This window comes from Cupriavidus sp. 01L43 (assembly GCF_056399925.1).
The window spans coordinates 100,847-117,402 of sequence record NZ_JBFTSH010000012.1 but is presented as its reverse complement, the minus strand read 5'-3'; the positions used below and the strand labels follow the sequence as shown (position 1 = coordinate 117,402).

Below are 16,556 nucleotides of genomic sequence, written 5' to 3'. Positions count from 1 at the left end.
AGGCTCCTGGTGAAAGACGAATCAAAACATCGGGAAAGTCATGGGGATGGAGGGAGGCCCCTCACGCGGCAAACCGGTGGGCGCGTGCGGCCGGCCATTCCAGCGCCAGCCGGCTGCCGGTCTGCAGCGCAAGCCGGCCCGGATGGCGCACCAGCACGGGCTGCTCGTAGACCTGCACCTCGATCAGCGTGTCTGCGCCGTGATATTCGCTGCGCGCGACGACACCATCGTGAATATCCGTGCCGGCGGTGCCCGTCGCCGCCAGCGCGATGTGTTCGGGACGAATGCCCACCAGCCCGTCCAGCCCCGGCACGCGCAACAGGTTCATCGGCGGCTGGCCGATAAAGCGGGCGACGACCGGCGTGGCTGGCTGCTCGTAGAGCTGTTCGGGCGTGCCGACCTGGGCGATCTCGCCCTGATGCATCAGCACGATGCGGTCGGCCATGCTCATGGCTTCCACCTGGTCGTGGGTGACGTAGATCACCGTCAGCCCGAGCGCGCGCTGGAGCTTGCGCAGTTCGGCGCGCATCTCGGCACGTAGCTGGGCGTCGAGGTTGCTGAGCGGCTCGTCCATCAGGCAGACCGGATGATGCGAGACGATGGCGCGTGCCAGCGCCACGCGCTGCCGCTGCCCGCCCGAGAGTTCACCCGGCTTGCGCGCGAGGAGCTTGTCCAGCCCGAGCATGTCGGCGGCCTGCTTGAGCCGCGCCGCCTGCTCCTCGCGCGGCAGCTTGCGCGCGCGCAGGCCGAAGACGATGTTCTCGCCCACGCTCAAGTGCGGAAACAGCGCGTACGACTGGAACACCATGCTCAGGTGGCGCGCGGCGGGGTCCACGTCGGTCACGTCCGCGCCATCGAACCAGATCCGCCCGCCGCTCGGCCGGTCCAGTCCGGCAATCAGCCGCAGCAGCGTGGTCTTGCCGCAGCCCGAGGCGCCGAGCAGCGCGATGAACTCGCCACGCGCCACGTCGAGGTCGATGCCGCGGAGCACGTGTTGCTCGCCGAAGCGCTGCTGCAGGTTGTCGAGTCGCAGGTAGGCCATGGGTTCTTATCAGCGTATGGGTCGTCGATTGCGTCAGCAGATATGAAGCGAGACACCCGCGCGCTCGCACAGCGCGGGCAGGTCCGCGCCGGCGTCGGTGCGGGCTTCCTCATCGGTGAAGAAATGGTCGATCTGGGCGAGCGTGGCCACGCGGCACGGCGCGTCGCGCAGGAACTTGCTGCTGTCGGCCAGCACCGCGCGGACGTGGCTGTTGGCGAACAGCACCTGGGTGAACTCCGCCTCGTCCGGGTGGAACTCGAACAGGCTGCCGTCCGCATCCACCGCGCCCGCGCCGCAGATCGACAGATGCGCGCGAAAGCGGCGGATGAAGTCGAGCGTGGCGCTGCCCATCACGTCGCGGTCACCGGGACGCAGCCGGCCGCCGGCCACCCAGGTCTCGATGGCGGGCTTCTCGGCCAGCGCGTGCACGGCGTCCAGATTGTTGGTGACCACGCGCAGCGGCCGGTCGGCCGGCAACGCGCGCGCGAACTCGGCCACCGTGGTGCCGTAGCCGAGGAACAGCGTGGCGTTGTCCGGCACGAGTGCGATGGCCGCATGGGCGATGCGCCGCTTGCGTTCGATCTGCGCCGTGCTGCGCTGCAAAAAACTGAGGTTGCGCTGGCCCGCCGGCAGGCTCAGCCCGCCATGCAGCCGCCGCACCAGGCCCTGCTCGCTCAGGTCGTTGATGTCACGCCGGATCGTCTGCGTGCTGACCTGGAAGCGATCGGCAAGCTGGTCGGTGCTGAGTTCGCTGGCATCGCGCAGCCAGTCGAGGATTTCACGTTGTCGCGGAGTTAGGCTCATTCGATCATGTTAGATGTTCGAATGAAAATTTAAACCGGAAGTGTGTCGGGTAGATGACTGTCGCTTTCGGTACACTGGGGTTCACCCTGTCTTCCCCTGTTCTCTACTCCCGCTCATGCAGATCCGCCCCTACCGCCCCGCCGACGAATCCACCGTGGTTGCCCTGTGGCAAGCCTGCGGCCTGACCCGCCCCTGGAACGATCCCCACCGCGACATCGCGCGCAAGCTGACCGAGCAGCCCGAGCTGTTCCTCGTCGGCGAGGTCGATGCCCACGTGGTGGCCACGGCGATGATCGGCTTCGACGGGCATCGCGGCTGGGTCTACTACCTCGCCGTCGCGCCCGCCTGCCAGGGGCGCGGCTATGGGCGTATGCTGATGGCGCGCGCCGAGGCGCTGCTGATCGAGCGCGGCTGCCCCAAGATCAACCTGCAGGTGCGCGAAGGCAACGACGCCGTGATGGCGTTCTACGCGAAGCTCGGCTATGGCCGGGATGCGGCCGTCAGCCTGGGCAAGCGGCTGATTCCGGACCAGTGATCGGGCGGAAGACCCCGACAAGGAGACCCCATGACCACGTATCAAGGAAGCTGCCACTGCGGCCGCGTCGCCTTCGAGGCGGATGGCGAGATCACGCAGGTGCTGCAGTGCAACTGCACCATCTGCCGCCGGCGCGGGCATCTGCTCTGGTTCGTGCCCAAGGCGCAGTTCCGGCTCAAGACGCCGGACGAGCACGCCACCACCTACCGCTTCAACACGATGAAGATCGCGCATCGCTTCTGCCCGGTCTGCGGCTGCGGCCCTTACGCCGAGGCGACCGACCCGAAGGGCAATCCCACCGCCGCCGTGAACGTGCGCTGTGTGGATAACGTCGATCTGGGCAGCCTCAAGGTCATCGAGTACGACGGCCTCCACGCCTGATCCTGGCTGACCGCCCATGCTCCGCATCGCCGGCATCGACCACCTCGTACTCCGCACCGCCAACGTGCCGCGCCTCGTGCGGTTCTATATCGATGTGCTCGGCTGCACCCTGGAGCTTGAGCAGACCGCCATCGGCCTGACGCAGCTCCGCGCCGGCAACGGGCTGATCGACCTCGTTTCGCTGGACGGCCCGATCGGCCGGGCCGGCGGCGCGGGGCCGGGGGCAGAGGGCCGCAACCTCGACCATTTCTGCCTGCGTATCGATCCGTTCGATGCGGAGGCGATATTTGAGCATCTGCACATTCATCACGTCGATACCGGGCCGGTCGAACAGCGCTACGGCGCCGAGGGCACCGGCCCGTCGATCTATGTGAAGGACCCGGACGGCAACACCGTCGAACTGAAAGGCCCGCCCAACCTGCCCGGCGATGGCAGTCCCTGAGCAAGTGCACTGACGTAGGCATTCGCCCGTCACGCCGATACAATTCCCGCTTCATCCATCGCATCGCCACCGGCGCGCCCCCGCCCTGCGCCGGGCGCGCCATGACCACCATCGACGCCCCCGCCGTACCCACCGCTGCGCCCCCGCCCCGCCATATCGTCTGGACGCTCGGCCTGACCGAGATCATCAGCTGGGGCACGCTCTATTTCACGTTCACGGTCTTCATCGACCCGATGCACCAGTCGCTGGGCCTCGGCAAGCCGTTCCTGGCCGGCGGGTTCTCGCTCGGGCTGCTGGTCTGGGCGCTGTGCTCGTTCGCCGTGGGCCGGCTGCTGGACCGCGTGCCGGCGCGCAAGGTGATGGGATGCGGCTCCGTGCTGGCGGCCATCGGCCTGTTGCTGTGGGCGTGGTCGCCCTCGCCGACGATGTTCCTGCTGATGTGGATTCCGCTCGGGCTGGCCATGGCGTCCACGCTCTATGAGCCCGCCTTCGTGGTGCTGCGCCAGGCGTATGGCGATGGCTACCAGAAGCCGATCGTCCACGTGACGCTGCTGGCCGGCTTCGCCAGCACGATCTTTATCCCGCTCGGCCAGTGGCTGGTGCTGCACCTGGGCTGGCGCGGCACGCTGGTGATCTTCGCCGCGCTGAACCTGTTCGTCTGCGCGCCCCTGCATGCGCGGCTGCGCTACACGGCGCATGCCACCTACGCGTCCGCGCAGGCTGGCGGGCCACTTGCCGGCGCCGGCGGGCCCGGCATCGCGCGGCTGACGCTGCGCCAGCCCGTGTTCTGGGCCGTGGTGCTGGCCTTCACGGCGACGGCCGTAGTCGCCTCGCTGCTCGGCGCGCACCTGATCCCGATGCTGACCGAGAAGGGCATGCCGGTGGGACAGCAGCTCATCGTGGCGGCGCTGATCGGCCCCGCGCAGGTGGCCGGCCGGCTGGCCATGGCGCGCCTGCCGATCCACCATCCGGTGCGGCTGTCGATGCCGGTCTACTTCCTGATGGGCGCCGGGCTGCTCTGCTTCGCGCTCGGCCACGGCTACTGGCTGATGCTGGCCGCCGTGCTCTATGGCTGCGCCAATGGCGTCAACACCATGCTGCGCGCGATGGCCATGCCCGAGCTGATCTCCCGCCACCACTACGCCACGCTGAACGGGCTGATGATGACGCCGGTCCTGATCATGCAGGCCGCCGCGCCGTGGTTCGGCGCGCTGCTGTGGCGCGCCGCCGGCGGTTACTGGCTGATGCTGTGGGTGATGGTGGCGCTGGCCGTGGGCGCGCTGCTGGCGTTCGGCTTCGCCCTGCACAAGCGCGGGCTGCTGCGCCCGGAGGCCGCCGCATGAGCGATGTCTCCCGCGCCACGCGCGGCACCATGGCGCTGTTCTTCGTCAACGGCGCCACCTTCGCCACCTGGGGCGTCCACATCCCGACCATCAAGGCGCGCTTCGGGCTATCCGACGCCATGCTCTCCTTCGCCATGCTGGCCGTGGCCGGCGGCGCCATCCTGGCGATGGGCCCGGTCGGCCGCTGGGTGGCGCGGCTGGGCAGCGGGCGGGCCTCGATGCTGGGCGGCGTGGCGTTCGCGCTCTGCACGCTCGGCATCCTCGCCATGCCTGCCTTCACGCTGCTGCTGCCGATGCTGCTCCTCTTCGGCATGGCCAACGCCGCGTTCGACGTGTCGATGAACGCGCAGGCCGCCACGGTGGAGGCCAGCCGCCCCCGGCCCGTGATGTCGGCCCTGCACGGCATGTTCAGCCTAGGCGGCATGGCCGGGGCGGCATTCGGCGGACTGATGCTGACGCTGGGCGTGCCGCCACTGGCCCATGCGGCGATGATCGCGGCCATGACGGCGCTGACCGCCGTGGGCGTCGCGGGCGGGCTGCTGGCCGATCATCCGGCCATGCCGACGACCGATCATCACCACCGCGCGCACGCTTCCCGCGCGCTCTGGCTGCTTGGGCTGATGGCGTTCCTCGGGCTGGTCGGCGAAGGGGCGATGTACGACTGGACGGCGGTCTATATGCGCGATGTGGCGGAAGCCCCGCTCGGCTGGATCAGCTTTGGCTACGCCACGTTCTCGGGCGGCATGGCCTGTGGGCGCTTTGGCGGCGACCTGCTGCGCGCGCGCCTGGGCGATGCCCGCACGCTGACCGGCAGCGCCTGGCTCGGCTTTGCCGGCATCGCGCTGGCCATCGCGGCGCCGTGGCCGGTGCCGACGCTCATCGGCTTCAGCCTGATGGGGCTGGGCGCGGCCAATATGGTGCCGATCTTCTTCGTGGCGGCGTCGCGCCTGCCCGGCGTGACCGCTGCCGAGGGCATCGCGCGCGTGGCGCGCTTCGCCTATGTGGGATTGCTGCTGGGACCGGTGCTGATCGGCGGGGTGGCGCACCTGGCCAACCTGCGCTTCGGGCTGGCCGTGGTGGCGGTGACGATGGGGGTGATCGCGCTGTTCGGGGCGCGCGCCGCACGGCGGTATCTCACGCCGCGCTAGGCCGAAGGAAGATCAGGCGGCCTGCCGAGCGGGGGCGCTGCCCGCGCCCTGCCCCTCGAACACGAAGGTGTCCATGGCAAGCACGCCGTAGGTGACTTCATCCGCGATGCGATCGACCTGGGCCTGCCCATCGGCCTTGGATGCCGGGCCGAGCGCCGCGCCCAGCGCCACGAAGAACGGCAGCAGGTGTTCGTCGGTCGGGTGCGCGCGGCGGGCGAATGGCGCGTTGTCCCGGTAGCCGGCGATCCGGCTGGTATCGCCGGTGGCCAGCGCCTCGTCCAGCGCGTCTTTCATCCAATCGCGGAATGCATCGACATAGGGCTCGGTCTCCGGGCCATGCTGGGCCTTGCGCCCGCCCCCGAACACTTCCTGCAGGTTATGCGTGAAGCTACCCGAGCCGATCACGATCACGCCTTCATCGCGCAACGGTGCCAGCGCACGGCCGATTTCGATCTGCGTGGCGGGGCTCAGGTACGGGTTCAGCGCAAGCTGCAGGACCGGCAGGTCGGCGTCCGGGAAAAAGTGACGCATCGGCATCCAGGCGCCGTGGTCGAGCGGACGGTCGGCGTCCTCGGCCACGTAGCAGACGCCTTCCACGCCGGCGGCTTCGACCAGCACCTTGACCCGGGCGGCCACGTCCGGGGCGCCGGGCGCGTCGTAGCGGAGCGCGTACAACTCGCGCGGGAAGCCGCCGAAGTCGTGCCACGCCTCCTGGCGCGTGCGCGTGCCGACGACCAGCGTGCTGTAGATCCAGTGTGCCGAGATCACCAGCACCGCCTTGGGCTGGCGCGCGCGCAGGCGTTCGCCCAGCGCATCGAATGCGGCGCCCGTGGGGCCGGGGTCGATCGCCAGCATCGGCGATCCGTGTGACACGTAAATGGCGGGAAGCGTGCTCATGGCCTTCAATCCTTTTGTCCAACTGCATGAAGTTTGGCAACAATGGCCGTCCCCGGCGCACCCGGATTGCGGATACCTCGTGCAAATTTTCTGAACATGGGACCGCGCGCGTCACACCCGCCTCGCCACCGCGTTGGATAGCGCACACAGGCCGACAGCGTAGGCCCGCGCCTGACGGCAGGCATATGGCGATTGGGCCTATGATGGCGAAAAGCCTGCGATCCCCGGATCGCCTCCCCAAGCTGCCTCGGACCGGCCCACCGGCGAACATCGTGTTCAAGCCCCACGCTCCCCTTCACGCCCTGCCCCACGCGCTGTGGTGGCAGCCGGGCGTCTATGGCAGCGGGCCCGCCGTGGTGTTGTGGATCGTGGCGCGGCTGCCGGCGGACACCCTGGCCGCCGTCTTCGGCACGCCGCTGGCCCCCGCACTGTTCAACCACGCCGGCGACACCGTCTTCGTCACCGGCTGGATCGCCAGCGCGCTCTGGCTGTGGTTCACGCGCAAGAAACCGGCCCCGCCGGCGCAGAATGACGCCGTCACGGCGGTACCTGATCCCTCCCAACCGCACACGCAAACCCGGCAAATGTAAGGATTCGCTTAAGATGGCGGCTGTTTTCACCGTCATAGAAAAGTGTAATGTCCGTCACAGCTGCCACTGCCAATGACCTGTCCAAAGCCACCCGACGACGCGCGATCCTCGCCGCGACCATCGGCAACGGCCTGGAATGGTTCGATTTCACCGTCTACAGCTTCTTCGCGGTCATCATCGCCAAGCTGTTCTTCCCCACCGGCGACGACCTCACCTCGTTCCTGCTGACCGTAGCCACCTTCGGCGTGGGCTTCTTCATGCGGCCCGTGGGCGCCATCGTGCTCGGCGTCTACGCCGACCGTGTCGGCCGCAAGGCGGCGCTGACGCTGACCATCCTGCTGATGGCGCTCGGCACGGCCATCATCGGCCTGGCGCCCACTTACGACAGCATCGGCCTCTGGGCCCCGGCGCTGATCGTGGTGGCGCGGCTGATCCAGGGCTTCTCGGCCGGCGGCGAAGTCGGGGGCGCCACGGCGTTCCTGATCGAGCACGCACCGGACGAGGAGCGCGGCGCCTATGCCAGCTGGCAGCAGGCCAGCCAGGGCATCTCGTTCATGCTCGGCGCGGCGATGGGTGCGCTGGTGACCAATGGCCTGAGCCCGGAGCAGATCGATGCCTGGGGCTGGCGCATTCCGTTCCTGTTCGGGCTGCTGATCGGTCCCGTGGGCATGTACATCCGCTCGCATCTGGAAGAGCCGCCCGAGTTCGAGGCGCGCCAGGCCGAACGTCGCAAGAACAATGTGAAGTTCTCGCCGCTCTCGCAGGTGCTGCGCGACCATCCGCGCGAAGTACTGGCCGGCCTGGGCGTGACCATCCTCTGGACGGTCTGCACCTACGTGCTGGTGTTCTACATGCCCTCGTACGCCAAGCAGCAGCTCGGCCTGCCGCTGGGCGCGACGTTCCAGTCGACCGCGATCTGCGGCGCCATCATCCTGGTGCTGTGCCCGCTGATGGGCATGCTGTCCGACCGCGTCGGCCGCAAGCGCATGCTGACCGTGGTGGCGGTGGCCATCGGCGCGCTGGCCTACCCGCTGTTCCACTGGCTCAACGTCTCGCCGACCACGGCCACGCTGCTCCAGGTGCAGATCGTGCTGGGCATCCTGCTGGCCGCGTTCACTGGCCCGGCCCCGGCCGTGCTGGCCGAGCAGTTCCCGACCGAGGTGCGCTCCACGGGCCTCTCGCTGGCCTATAACTTCGCCGTGACGATCTTCGGCGGCTTCGCCCCGCTGATCGTGACGTGGCTGATCACGTCGACGCAAAACAAGCTTGCGCCGGCCTACTACGTGATTGCCGCCGCGATGATCAGCATCGTGGCGCTGGCGTTCATGCACGACCGCACGGGCAAGCGGCTCGCCTGAGCGCGCTGCAGGGTCGTAGAAAGTCAGAAGGCCAACCCTCGGGTTGGCCTTTTTTGTGTCCGCTTTTTGTGTCCGCTTTACATGTCCGATTCCGGCTTCCGCAAATCCGCAGGTGCGGGCATGATCCCAGCCAAAGCGCCAGCGCGCGCCGTCCACCCCATCAGGAGCTTCACGCATGACATCGACAGAGACCGCCTCGCAGCCCCGGGTACGCTGCAGCTGGTGCGGGACGATCGAGGATTATTGCCACTACCACGACCACGAATGGGGTTTCCCGGTCGATAACGATCGGCGCCTGTTCGAAAAACTGTGCCTGGAGGGCTTCCAGTCGGGGCTGAGCTGGCTGACGATCCTGCGTAAACGTGACAATTTTCGCAAGGCGTTCGCCAATTTCGAGATCGACAAGGTCGCCCGGTTTACGGAGCGCGACGTGGAGCGGCTGCTGGGCGACGCCGGCATCATCCGCCATCGGGGCAAGATCGAGGCCGCCATCCACAACGCCCAGCGCGCGCAGGATCTGCTGAAGACCGAACCCTCGCTGGCGGCCTATTTCTGGAAGTTCGAGCCGGACCCGAAGTCGCGGCCGAAGAAGGTCACGCCGGCGGTGCTGCGCGAGATGACGACGTCGCCGGAGTCCGTGGCGCTCTCGAAGGACCTGAAGAAGCGCGGCTGGAAGTTCGTCGGCCCGACCACGATGTATGCGCTGATGCAGGCCATGGGCCTGGTCAACGATCATTTCGAAGGCTGTGCGACCCGCGCCGAGGTGCTGAAGGCCCGCAAGGCCTTCAAGGTGCCGCGCTGATCCTCGCCGGAAGGCTGGCTGGAAGCCGATCCATCCACAGCGCTTTTCTGTTTCGGCAACGGTGCGTATACGTATACAGATATTGTTTACGTATACATAAATAGTAGTAGTAGGTAAACGTCGCCCCTGGCCGTTGATAAGCCGGTTTTTCCCTTTCCCGTCAGGGGCTTGGAAAAAAGACAACCCTAGGGGCGGCGCACCGCGTATACGTGGACAACCGCCTCGCGCCCGGTTTCATCCTCCGCCACGCCGCCGAGATATCCGTATACCGCCCACATGCGGCCCCCAGGCAGGCCACAGGCAATCCATGTGGTTGTCCCCAAGGCGTAGCGAAGATGTCCACAGGGCCCGTGCATGCGGGCAGGGATCGGGGCACACTGGCGGTTCGCTGCCGAAGGAGTCCCCGCGATGGATGCCACTACCCTCTTTCTCTACCTGATTGCGGTCGCCGCCGTGATGGTCACGCCCGGCCCGACCATGCTGCTCGCGCTGAGCAACGGCGCCACGCGGGGCATGCGGGTGGCCGCCTGCGGCATCGCCGGCGCGGCGCTGGCCGACCTGATCCTGATCGGCGCGGTCGGCTGCGGGCTGGGCGCCTTGCTGCTGGCGTCCGAGCAGTGGTTCACCATCATCAAGTGGATGGGCGCCGCCTACCTGCTCTACCTGGCGTGGGGGATGTGGCGGGCGCCGACGCAGGCGCTGGCGGCTACCTCCGGCGCGGCCTCGGCCAGCGGCCGGGCGGCGTTCTTCCGGGCGCTATTCGTGGCGCTCTCCAACCCCAAGACGCTGCTGTTTACGTCGGCCTTCGTGCCGCAGTTCGTCCACGCGGACAAGCCGGTGGCGCTGCAATACACGATCCTGGCGGTCATCGCCGCGCTGATGGACATCCTGATGATGTCGATCTACGCGTACGGCGGACGCCACGCCATGCGCACGCTGTCAGCGCGCGCCGTGCAGTGGATCAACCGCAGTTGCGCCGGCATGCTCGCCTTCCTGGCGGTCGGCCTGAGCCTCTACCGCCGCAGCGACCTGCGCTGAGGAGGGGGCCGGTTCCGGGGCCGGCACCGGGTCCACGTGGGTCATCACGTTGAGAACATCGTCGCGCAGCATGGCGCGGCGGCGGGCCTCGGTAGCGATGGCGTGACCGCGCTCCACGGTCAGGTCGGCGCGGATCTCCAGGTGGACATCGACCAGCACCATATCCCCCATCTTGCGCGTCTTGAGGTCGTGCAGGCCGAGCACCCCGGGGGTGTCGAGCATGGCGGCGCGCAGGGCGGCCACCACGTCGTCATCGGCGGCGCGGTCCATCAGGTCGCTCAGGGCCGTCCAGCCGAACTGCAGCCCCATGCGCGCCACCACCAGCCCGACGACGATGGCCGCCACGGGGTCCAGGATGTGATAACCGAGCAGGTTCCCGCCGATGCCGAGCGCCACCACCAGCGACGACGCCGCATCGGACCGCGCATGCCAGGCATTGGCCACCAGCATGCTCGAGCGCACGCGCTCCGCCACACGGAGCATGTAGCGGAACAGCATTTCCTTGAAGATCAGCGTGGCGATGGCCACCCATAGCGCAATCGCCTTCACCGGCTGCACCCCTTCGGGATGCTGGATCTTGCCGATGGCCGCCCAGAGCATGCCCACCCCCACCGCCAGCAGGATGGCCCCCAGCGCCAGCGACGCCGCGGTCTCGAAGCGCTGATGCCCGTACGGGTGATCGGTATCTGGATCCTTGCTGCCGTGATGCCCGGCGAACAACACGAGGAAATCCGAAACCAGATCGGAAAGGGAGTGAATGGCGTCCGCCACCAGCGCCTGGGAACCCGCCACCACGCCGATAAACCCCTGCGCGATGGTCAGGACCACATTGACCGCCACGCTGACGAGGGTGCTACGCCGGCCGGCCTGGGCGCGGGCGGCGGGGTCGGTGCGATCGGGTGAGTCCTTGCCGAAGGTGTTCACGGGATTGAAGAGTGGTTCCAGGGATTGATGACGGTCAGGCCGGCGGCCTCGAACGGCGCGGTGTCCCGTGTGGCGACAATGTAGCCCCGGGAGGCGGCGATCGCACCAATATAGCCATCGGGCGTGGGGAATCCCTTCCCCGCCAGCCGGGCCTTCACGGCCAGTTCGGCATAGTGCCGGGCGGCGCCGGCATCGAACATCAACACGCGATCGCCGAACAGCGCGAGCAAGCCATCGAGGGTTTCGGACAAACCGTGCTTGCGGTGCCCTTCCGGCAACGCGCCAATGCCGAACAGCAGTTCGGCCAGCGTGACACTGGACAGGTACAGCGTTTCCGCAACCTGCGCGTTCAGCCAAGCGCGCACGGCCGGATTGGGCTCCGGCTTCATCGCCTCGGAGACGACGTTGGTATCGAGGACGATCATTCGAACTTCATCGGCTCCGCCGGCGCTTTGTCACGCTGTGTGTCGAACACCGCGAAGTCGTCGTTTGTCAGGCCCGCGCGCTGGCCCAGCGCGGCCAGGGCGTCACCCATCCGCACACGCTGCTCGGATTTCACCGCGCGTTCCAGGATCTCCCGCACCTCGGCCTCTGTGCTGCGGCCGTGCTCGGCAGCCCGCATGCGCAAGGCGCGATGCACCTCATCGGGCACATTTCTGACGGTTAGCATGGGCATAGGCACTCCTTATAAACTGCATTCAATGCATGCAATTATAGGGCGGTGACAGCATTGGGGCAAATCGAAGGGAAACGGCCGCCCAAAGCAAAACAACGCACCACATCTTTCGACGTAGTGCGTTGTTTCGTAAGGAAAATCCTGGTGGACCGAAGGAGGATCGAACTCCCGACCTCTGCATTGCGAACGCAGCGCTCTCCCAGCTGAGCTATCGGCCCGTGACGGACGATTCTAACCGAACTCCGCGCGGGGTATCAATTGCGTCCGCCCAACACTGCACATCGGCGAAAGGGCAGCAAATCCCGAAAATCAGCCCATCATTCCCGGGTTGCCGTCCATGCCGCGCACGGTGGGGAGGTTCAGCGGACGGGCGCTGACTTCCTTGTTGGACCGCAGCCATTGCGCCATGACGTCCCACACCGGGGGGCCGCCGGTCTGGCGGGCTTCTTCGGCCACGGGGGCCCAGCCGGCCACCTTGTAGGTCCTGCCGGCGTCCAGCGGCCGGCCGGCCAGGCGCATGTCGCTGATGCGCCGGCCCATGGGCTGGTTCGGGTCGATGGTGTACTGGAGCCCGCCCACGCGCACCATGTCGCCGCCCTGTTGGTAGTACGGGTCCGGATTGAACAAGTTGTCCGCCACGTCCTCGAGCACGGTCTTGATGGTCTCGCCGGTCATCGCCGTCACCGTGGTGTACGGGTAGGTGATGGCGGTCTGGTCCATCAGGGCTTCCATCGTGATGGGCTCGCCCGGCACCAGCGTCGTGCCCCAGCGGAAGCCCGGGGAGAAGGCGATTTCGGCGTCCTGCACCGCCATCAGGCCGTCCAGGATCAGTTGGTCGAAGGTGCCGTTGAAGTTGCCGCGCCGGTATAGCAGGCCGCGGTTCACGGCCAGGACCTCGCCGAGCTTGGCTTCGTAGGGGGCGCGCACCTTGCGGATCAGCGCGTCCATGTCCGGGTCGGCGGGCAGGAAATTGGCGAAGACCGGCAGCAGCCTGTATCGGAAATCGACGACTTTGCCGTTCCGTACGTCGAAATCCAGCACCCCCAGGAACTTGCCGTTCGAGCCCGCGTTGGTGACCAGCGTGGTCCCGCCCGGGTTCTTCACCGGCACCGGCGCCGGCACGCCGTCGTGGGTGTGGCCGCCCAGGATGGCGTCCAGTCCGCGCACGCGCGAGGCCAGCTTCAGGTCCACATCCATGCCGTTGTGCGACAGCAGCACCACCACCTGGGCGCCCTTGCCGCGCACGTCGTCAATCACCTGTTGCAGGCTTTCCTCCTGGATGCCGAAGGTCCAGTCGGGCACGAGGTAGCGCGGGTTGGCGATGGGCGTGTACGGGAACGCCTGGCCGATGATGGCCACCGGCACGCCGTTCATGTGCCGGATCACGTACGGATCGAACACCGGATCGCCGAAATCGTTGGTCTTCACGTTCTGCGCGAGGAAGGACACGCGGTCCTTGAAATCCTTGCCGACGATTTCCTTCACGCGGTCCGCGCCGAGCGTCATCTCCCAGTGCGGCGTCATCACGTCCACGCCAAGTTGCAGCGCGGCATCGACCATGTCCTGGCCCTGGGTCCACAGCGCGGTGGCCGAGCCCTGCCAGGTGTCGCCGCCATCCAGCAGCAGCGTGCCGGGGCGGCTGGCGCGCAGGCGCTTGACCAGTGTGGCGAGGTGGGCAAACCCGCCGACCTTGCCGTAGCGGCGCGCGGCCTCGGTGAAATCGAGCGAGGTGAGCGCGTGCGCGGCCGGTGTGCCCGGGCGGATGCCGTACTGGCGCAGGAACGCCTCGCCCACCAGATGCGGCGGCTTGCCCGCCCACGGCCCCACGCCGAGGTTCACGCTCGGCTCGCGGAAGTGCACGGGCCGCAACTGGGCGTGGCAATCGGTGAAATGCAGCAGGTGGACGTTGCCGTGGCGCGGCACATCGTAGAACTGCTGGGCGGCGCGCGCGGCCTGGGCCTCGCCGGCAGGCAAGACCATGCCGCCCGCGCCGGCCACGGCCAGCACCTGCAGGAATTCGCGTCGATTCATGCCCGGAGCCGCGCCGGCCTTACTGGTTGACCGGCGATGCCGGGTCCAGCAGCAGCGCCATCACGTCGCGGATCTGTTGCTCGGTCAGGATGCCCTTGTGGCCAAAGCGCGGCATGTTGGAGCAGGCGCTGTAGGCGTTGGAGTCCCAGATCTTGCCCCAGGTGTACTTCACCACCTCCGGCGAATTGCCGCGCAGCTTGCCGTACTGGTACAGCGACGGGCCGATATTGCCGAATGAGATCTCGGCCTTGGTCATCTGGTGGCAGGCGTAGCAGTTGCCGCCGTTCACGCCGCCCACCGGGTCGGTGAACTGCATGCCACGGCCATTCTGGGCGATCTTCTCGCCCTCCTTCCAGTCGCCGATCCAGTTGCTGTCGGCCGGATACTTCACCTGCTTCAGCTCGGCCGCTTCCACCTTCTTGGCCACAGCCGCCGGCACGCGCGTGCGGTCCGGGTACTGGCTGCAGGCCTTCTGGGCGCCGTCCTGGTTGATCACGCCCTCCACCGTGGCCGGGCCCTTCGAGGTGAAGGAGCTTTCGATCATCTGGCGCACGTCGGCGTCGGTGACCTTGGCGGTGGTGGCCGCGCTGGCCGACTTGGTGGCGCGGGCGGGCTTGGCGGCATCCTGGGCCAGGGCCGACAGGCTGAACGTGGCCATGGCAGCCAGGGCCAGGGTAGCGACGGCGGTCAGCGCCATCGATTGGTATCGCGTCATCGTGTGCTCTCCGTGCCTCAGCGCTTCATGTTGGGACCGTCGTACGTGCCGCCGTTGGCGTTTTTCGCCAGGAACATCGACAGGGCGGTGATCACGTCGGAGCCATAGGCGGGCTCGGGAAAGCGCTGCTGGCGCAGGCAGTCGTAGATCCGATGCTGCATGGTGCGGACCTCGCCCTGCGAGACGCGGTACGCCGGCCACGTGGTGTACGCGGCCTGGGCGCCCTTCGACTCCAGCAGGTTCGGCAGGTCCTGGAGGCGGATGCGCTGGCCGTCCACGGCGTGGCAGGTGGCGCAAGCGAAGTCGTAGGCGCCGCCCCGGTAGAAGAACATCTTCTGGCCGAGCGCGTAGACGCGCTTTTCCTCGGGGTGCGTGAGTTGCACGTTCATCTTCACGCCGCGCGACTCGCCGGTCAGGTAAGACGCCAGCCGCTCGATGTCGGACGACTTGCCCGATGCCGAGAACGGCTGCTTTGTCGCCTCTTCCTGGGTCAGACCCTGCAGCGTCACCCGGCACCAGGCCAGGCGCTGCTCGAGGTCCATCACCTTGTTGGCGTCCTTGAAGTAGCGCGGCAGCTCGGCGTAGGCGCCCTTGGTCACGCCCGGGCCCTTGCCCAGGTCGCACTGTTCGAGCGAGGCGTTCTTCGGCCCGGCCGGCTTCTTCCACAGTTCCTCGCCGGCGGCTTCCCAGAGTTCGGCGGGATTGCCTTCGGCCAGCATCTGGCGATACTTGGCGATTTCCTCGGCGGTGCTGCCCTGGGCTTGCGCCAGTTGGGCCAGCCCGGCGAGCGAGGCGGCGGCGGTGGCCATGGCGGCCAGCGCCACGGTGCCGCGCAGGCGGCGACGGGTATTGCGCATTGGGGGCTTCTCCTCGCGATGGCGCCGCCGGCGTCAGCCCCTCATCAAGAGGCTGGGCGGTGCATCACTGTTCTATTGCACTGTCCGAATGGCATCCGGCCACTTTGGCTCCTGGCCGGATGTCAGGCAAAACGATCAGGGCTTCAGGTACGCGTAGCCTTCGTCGAACTGCAGGCGGGCGATTTCCACCACGCCGGCCTGCACGATCTTGGCGTCCATCAGCAGGCTTTGCTCGGAAATCTTGCGCGCAGTCAGGGTGTTGCGGCAGACGCGGAACTCCACGCCCGACGATCCCAGCGCGCCCACGGCGGCCTCGAACGTGTTGCCGCGCGAATCCTTGGCGCCTTCCACGAGGAAGTCCACGCCGTAGCCGAACGCCACCACCACGATCTTGGTGTCCGGCGCCGCGTTCAGGTGATTGCGCAGGTTGGCCATGGCGCGCACGGCCTGGTCGATGCCCTCGGACAACTGGTACACCACCTTGACCCGTCCGCCCTTGGCGCTCTTGGCTGCCGTGCCTGCCGGGGCCGGGGCCTGCTGTGCCGCCGCCCTGGCCGAAAGGCCGATGGCAGCCAACGCCGCCGTGGCCCGAATGAATGCTCGCCGCATGCTGCTTCCTCGCTTCGCCCGATCAGGCGATGGTGGCCTCGTCGGTGCGCTTGTCGCCCCGGTTGTCGACCCAGGTCACGGTGACCTTGTCACCCTTGGCGCCGCCCTTGAACTTGAAGTTCAGGAACGGGTCCTTCGACACGGCCGGGCCGAACTGGGCGTTGAACACCTCGCGCCCCTTGTACGTGGCGATCACGGTCTGGATGTGCCAGGCCGGAATCGTCTTGCCGGCCGCATCCTTGCGCTGGCCGGTTTCCATGTCGTGCTTCATCAGAATCTTTACGTCTACGACGCCGCCGTTCTCGGTGGCGCGGACGCGCATCGGGTCTGCCATCTGGCTCTCCTGCTCGGGGTGGTTCGGGGT

General features: G+C 67.6%; 20 protein-coding genes and 1 tRNA gene. 9 read left to right on the top strand and 12 right to left on the bottom strand.

The annotated features are described in order from the left end of the window. Window positions 1-61: 61 nt before the first annotated feature. A complete protein-coding gene (locus tag AC1DP9_RS19540; RefSeq protein WP_092300103.1) occupies window positions 62-1,042 on the bottom strand; it encodes an ABC transporter ATP-binding protein in 981 nt (326 codons plus the stop codon). 33 nt (window positions 1,043-1,075) lie between these two features. Further along, window positions 1,076-1,846, bottom strand: a complete 771-nt coding sequence (locus AC1DP9_RS19535; protein ID WP_092300106.1) for a DeoR/GlpR family DNA-binding transcription regulator — start codon at window positions 1,844-1,846, stop codon at window positions 1,076-1,078. Between the two features lie 115 nt (window positions 1,847-1,961). Here AC1DP9_RS19535 and AC1DP9_RS19530 point away from each other — a divergent pair, with 115 nt between their 5' ends. The 5 genes from AC1DP9_RS19530 to AC1DP9_RS19510 all read left to right on the top strand — a co-directional run bounded on the left by AC1DP9_RS19530 (window position 1,962) and on the right by AC1DP9_RS19510 (window position 5,695). After that, window positions 1,962-2,381 carry a GNAT family acetyltransferase gene (locus AC1DP9_RS19530; protein ID WP_092300109.1) on the top strand — a complete coding sequence of 140 codons (420 nt, stop codon included), beginning with the start codon at window positions 1,962-1,964 and terminating at the stop codon, window positions 2,379-2,381. A gap of 30 nt (window positions 2,382-2,411) precedes the next feature. Beyond that, complete coding sequence (locus tag AC1DP9_RS19525; protein ID WP_092300112.1) at window positions 2,412-2,762, top strand: GFA family protein; 351 nt, start codon at window positions 2,412-2,414, stop codon at window positions 2,760-2,762. Between the two features lie 16 nt (window positions 2,763-2,778). After that, the gene (locus AC1DP9_RS19520; RefSeq protein WP_477108256.1) at window positions 2,779-3,204 is read left to right on the top strand and encodes a VOC family protein; all 426 of its coding nucleotides are present in this window, start codon (window positions 2,779-2,781) and stop codon (window positions 3,202-3,204) included. 101 nt (window positions 3,205-3,305) lie between these two features. Then, complete coding sequence (locus tag AC1DP9_RS19515; protein WP_477108255.1) at window positions 3,306-4,547, top strand: MFS transporter; 1,242 nt, start codon at window positions 3,306-3,308, stop codon at window positions 4,545-4,547. Next, entirely contained in the window at window positions 4,544-5,695 is a 1,152-nt protein-coding gene (locus tag AC1DP9_RS19510) for an MFS transporter (protein ID WP_477108254.1), read from the top strand. Before AC1DP9_RS19515 ends, AC1DP9_RS19510 begins: the two co-directional genes overlap by 4 nt. A gap of 12 nt (window positions 5,696-5,707) precedes the next feature. Here AC1DP9_RS19510 and AC1DP9_RS19505 read toward each other — a convergent pair whose 3' ends face one another. After that, window positions 5,708-6,592: a dioxygenase family protein gene (locus AC1DP9_RS19505; protein ID WP_477105919.1), complete on the bottom strand. Its 885-nt coding sequence runs from the start codon at window positions 6,590-6,592 to the stop codon at window positions 5,708-5,710. A gap of 314 nt (window positions 6,593-6,906) precedes the next feature. On the opposite strand from AC1DP9_RS19505, the gene AC1DP9_RS19500 reads away from it, so the two are divergent. The 4 genes from AC1DP9_RS19500 (at window position 6,907) to AC1DP9_RS19485 (ending at window position 10,380) form a co-directional block, all read left to right on the top strand. Then, window positions 6,907-7,182, top strand: a complete 276-nt coding sequence (locus AC1DP9_RS19500) for a hypothetical protein (RefSeq protein ID WP_369823533.1) — start codon at window positions 6,907-6,909, stop codon at window positions 7,180-7,182. Window positions 7,183-7,229: 47 nt separating this feature from the next. Next, window positions 7,230-8,540 (top strand): MFS transporter, encoded by a 1,311-nt coding sequence (locus AC1DP9_RS19495; RefSeq protein WP_092300125.1) that lies wholly within the window; start codon window positions 7,230-7,232, stop codon window positions 8,538-8,540. Window positions 8,541-8,715: 175 nt separating this feature from the next. Further along, entirely contained in the window at window positions 8,716-9,342 is a 627-nt protein-coding gene (locus tag AC1DP9_RS19490; protein WP_477108253.1) for a DNA-3-methyladenine glycosylase I, read from the top strand. A 408-nt stretch (window positions 9,343-9,750) separates the two neighbouring features. Next, the gene (locus AC1DP9_RS19485) at window positions 9,751-10,380 is read left to right on the top strand and encodes a LysE family translocator (RefSeq protein ID WP_477108252.1); all 630 of its coding nucleotides are present in this window, start codon (window positions 9,751-9,753) and stop codon (window positions 10,378-10,380) included. Here the strand turns inward: AC1DP9_RS19485 and AC1DP9_RS19480 are convergent. From AC1DP9_RS19480 to soxZ, 9 genes are all read right to left on the bottom strand, one after another. Next, a complete protein-coding gene (locus tag AC1DP9_RS19480; protein ID WP_477108251.1) occupies window positions 10,282-11,304 on the bottom strand; it encodes a cation diffusion facilitator family transporter in 1,023 nt (340 codons plus the stop codon). The genes AC1DP9_RS19485 and AC1DP9_RS19480 overlap by 99 nt on opposite strands. Next, window positions 11,301-11,729 carry a PIN domain-containing protein gene (locus AC1DP9_RS19475; RefSeq protein ID WP_477108250.1) on the bottom strand — a complete coding sequence of 143 codons (429 nt, stop codon included), beginning with the start codon at window positions 11,727-11,729 and terminating at the stop codon, window positions 11,301-11,303. Before AC1DP9_RS19475 ends, AC1DP9_RS19480 begins: the two co-directional genes overlap by 4 nt. Beyond that, a complete protein-coding gene (locus tag AC1DP9_RS19470; protein WP_144202032.1) occupies window positions 11,726-11,980 on the bottom strand; it encodes a FitA-like ribbon-helix-helix domain-containing protein in 255 nt (84 codons plus the stop codon). The genes AC1DP9_RS19475 and AC1DP9_RS19470 overlap by 4 nt, the downstream gene beginning before the upstream one ends. Before the next feature lie 142 nt (window positions 11,981-12,122). Continuing rightward, window positions 12,123-12,198: transfer RNA gene (locus AC1DP9_RS19465), tRNA-Ala, on the bottom strand. 91 nt (window positions 12,199-12,289) lie between these two features. Continuing rightward, the gene (gene soxB / locus AC1DP9_RS19460) at window positions 12,290-14,011 is read right to left on the bottom strand and encodes a thiosulfohydrolase SoxB (protein WP_477108249.1); all 1,722 of its coding nucleotides are present in this window, start codon (window positions 14,009-14,011) and stop codon (window positions 12,290-12,292) included. A 19-nt stretch (window positions 14,012-14,030) separates the two neighbouring features. Then, entirely contained in the window at window positions 14,031-14,726 is a 696-nt protein-coding gene (soxX, locus tag AC1DP9_RS19455; protein ID WP_477108248.1) for a sulfur oxidation c-type cytochrome SoxX, read from the bottom strand. 17 nt (window positions 14,727-14,743) lie between these two features. Further along, window positions 14,744-15,583 carry a sulfur oxidation c-type cytochrome SoxA gene (soxA, locus tag AC1DP9_RS19450; protein ID WP_092300140.1) on the bottom strand — a complete coding sequence of 280 codons (840 nt, stop codon included), beginning with the start codon at window positions 15,581-15,583 and terminating at the stop codon, window positions 14,744-14,746. Between the two features lie 135 nt (window positions 15,584-15,718). Continuing rightward, complete coding sequence (locus AC1DP9_RS19445; RefSeq protein ID WP_092300143.1) at window positions 15,719-16,192, bottom strand: DsrE family protein; 474 nt, start codon at window positions 16,190-16,192, stop codon at window positions 15,719-15,721. A gap of 22 nt (window positions 16,193-16,214) precedes the next feature. Then, a complete protein-coding gene (gene soxZ / locus AC1DP9_RS19440) occupies window positions 16,215-16,526 on the bottom strand; it encodes a thiosulfate oxidation carrier complex protein SoxZ (protein ID WP_092300146.1) in 312 nt (103 codons plus the stop codon). Between the last annotated feature and the right edge of the window lie 30 nt (window positions 16,527-16,556).